This window comes from Faecalicoccus sp. (genome assembly GCF_036552745.1).
Taxonomy (GTDB): domain Bacteria; phylum Bacillota_I; class Bacilli_A; order Erysipelotrichales; family Erysipelotrichaceae; genus Faecalicoccus.
In genome coordinates, this window is sequence record NZ_JAXKBY010000009.1 from 1 (window position 1) to 2,067 (window position 2,067).

The window sequence follows — 2,067 nt, forward strand, 5'->3', positions numbered from 1 at the left end:
ACAGAGTGGCCAATCACCGATAATTCTGACAAGAAGTTTCCTGTCTAATATCCTTGATTTCAAAAAAAAGTGACGATAATCAAAGAAGTGAATATTTCCACTTGACAATCGTCATTTCATAACAGAAAGGGACATTGATGGACCGACAAGCATCTGCATATTCTTCCCACAACAGTTTGATCGTTGTGCCGGGTTTCAACAATTCCTTATGAACATAGTCGAAATCCGGCTGCTTGATTGACAGATTGATTTTCACCTCTTCTTCGAACAATAATTTTTGGACATCGTATTCACTAAGATCTTGAATAGATGACCAACAGATTTTTTTAGAGTCAGCGGCATTGAATATTTTTCTAACTGTATCTCTTGATACTTTTGTGGCGCGCGCAATATCTCGCTGACTATGGTTTTGAGATCTCATTTCCAAAACCCTTTTAACATCTCGCATAAAAAAACACCTCCGATTCCACAAGATATTAAAATGCGATAAGCATCGCATACATATCTTATAGAACAAGAGGATAGAATAAAACCAGGCTACGCCACTTATAAATGATCATGATAAAAAATTTAATTTCTGATGGACTTGTATAACGAATCAAGTGGACTTCGTCACCGTAATACATGGACTTATTTTGCCGTATTGAGTGGACTTCTCACTCCGTAATAATCAGCGCATTTTGAATTGCTTGCATTTTGTTTCTCCTCTCTCTTTACTAAGTCCACTATGTCATGGCGCTCTCTATTTTATGTGATTTTTATGGGAAAACAAATAATTTATTTCCTTTTTCCTTAGGAAATTGAAAAAAAAGTACCCCCAATCAACTTTCCTAAGCCATGGGAAATTGTTTAGTTGAACAAAAAATAGCTCGTGCTTATAATAAATTCCGTAAAACAAAACATATTTAAGGAGGTACTTTCATGAGTAAAGATTATAGCTTATGGGCAGAAGCCAAAACAAAACACGGTTTAATGGCCGATGAAGTCATTTCCGGATTACAGAAATCCATTCGTCGTTCCATGACAGAACTTGCATGCCGTTATGCGTATGAGCTTTACACAACAAGCCCTGTATTATTGGAAAAGCTGTGGAGTCGTTTGTTAACAATCTCTGTTGAAGATGTCGGATTCGGAAATTTAGATGCCGCAAGACATATGTATGTATTAAATCAGATGCGTAAAGAATATGCCTATGATGATCCAGATCAGCCAATGTATTTCATCCATGCGATTCGTATTTTATGTTCCAGCCAAAAAGATCGTTCCAGCGATTTCTTAAAGAACATCGTCATTAAAACGGCTGCAATGGGTGAAGTTCCGGAAATCATCGATTTGGCATTGGATAAACACACAAAGCGCGGTAAAGCAATGGGACGTGACTCAAAACACTTCTTCAATGAAGCCTGCAAGGTCATTCCACAGGCAGAAGTTGATAATGACTATCGTGAACGCTATGGAAAAATCCTGGAAGAATACGATCCAAGCAAGGTCGAAGAGGATGCTTTCCAATATGCGATCGGCCGTGTATAAAAACAAGTAAATAAATTTCCACTATTAAAAAAAGTGTGCATTCCACAAACTGGTTCGTTCAGCTACGTGATCTGCACACTTTTTAAATTAAGATTTGTGATTGTATTAAAAGTCAATTTTCGTGAAAATAGCAATATTAGTAGGCTTATAACGCTTTTATTACCTCTTTTAACGATTTAAACTTATATTTCATCTCATCCTCAAATACCATATATTTTGTTAACCTATTCTCTATAATTGCCACATCCAAGCCTGCCTTGACTGCACTTTTCAGTCCACTTGGCGAATCTTCTAAGACCAATATTTCTTCAGGTTTAGAATCATAAAATCTCATTAATTTTTTACGCTATACCCACAGTTTGGTGATTTAGCCATAATTCAGCATTAAAAAGAAACTTCAAATAAAGCATCTGTTGCAATCTGCCGGATAAAAAAGTAATGAATAGAGTACTTCAACTTCTTTAAGACATAGACAAGTATTTCCTGGGCATCCATCCCCTGTACTTCTCTTTGTATACAGAACAATGCATTGTATCG

The 2,067-nt window shown here is 36.4% G+C and carries 3 protein-coding genes; 1 reads left to right on the forward strand and 2 read right to left on the reverse strand.

Translation table 11 applies throughout. The features are described from left to right. Positions 1 to 79: 79 nt before the first annotated feature. Complete coding sequence (locus U0M88_RS00500) at positions 80 to 448, reverse strand: helix-turn-helix domain-containing protein (protein WP_331868574.1); 369 nt, start codon at positions 446 to 448, stop codon at positions 80 to 82. A 473-nt stretch (positions 449 to 921) separates the two neighbouring features. On the opposite strand from U0M88_RS00500, the gene U0M88_RS00505 reads away from it, so the two are divergent. Then, entirely contained in the window at positions 922 to 1,530 is a 609-nt protein-coding gene (locus tag U0M88_RS00505; protein ID WP_022789772.1) for a hypothetical protein, read from the forward strand. Positions 1,531 to 1,675: 145 nt separating this feature from the next. Here the strand turns inward: U0M88_RS00505 and U0M88_RS00510 are convergent, their stop codons facing one another. Continuing rightward, on the reverse strand, positions 1,676 to 1,864 hold the full coding sequence (locus U0M88_RS00510) for a hypothetical protein (protein ID WP_331868575.1): 189 nt from the start codon (positions 1,862 to 1,864) through the stop codon (positions 1,676 to 1,678). Positions 1,865 to 2,067 lie beyond the last annotated feature (203 nt).

Coding starts and splice junctions, on each gene's coding strand:
- U0M88_RS00505 (WP_022789772.1), top strand. CDS start 922: ATGAGTAAAGATTATAGCTTATGGGCAGAAGCCAAAACAAAACACGGT.
- U0M88_RS00500 (WP_331868574.1), bottom strand. CDS start 448: ATGCGAGATGTTAAAAGGGTTTTGGAAATGAGATCTCAAAACCATAGT.
- U0M88_RS00510 (WP_331868575.1), bottom strand. CDS start 1,864: ATGAGATTTTATGATTCTAAACCTGAAGAAATATTGGTCTTAGAAGAT.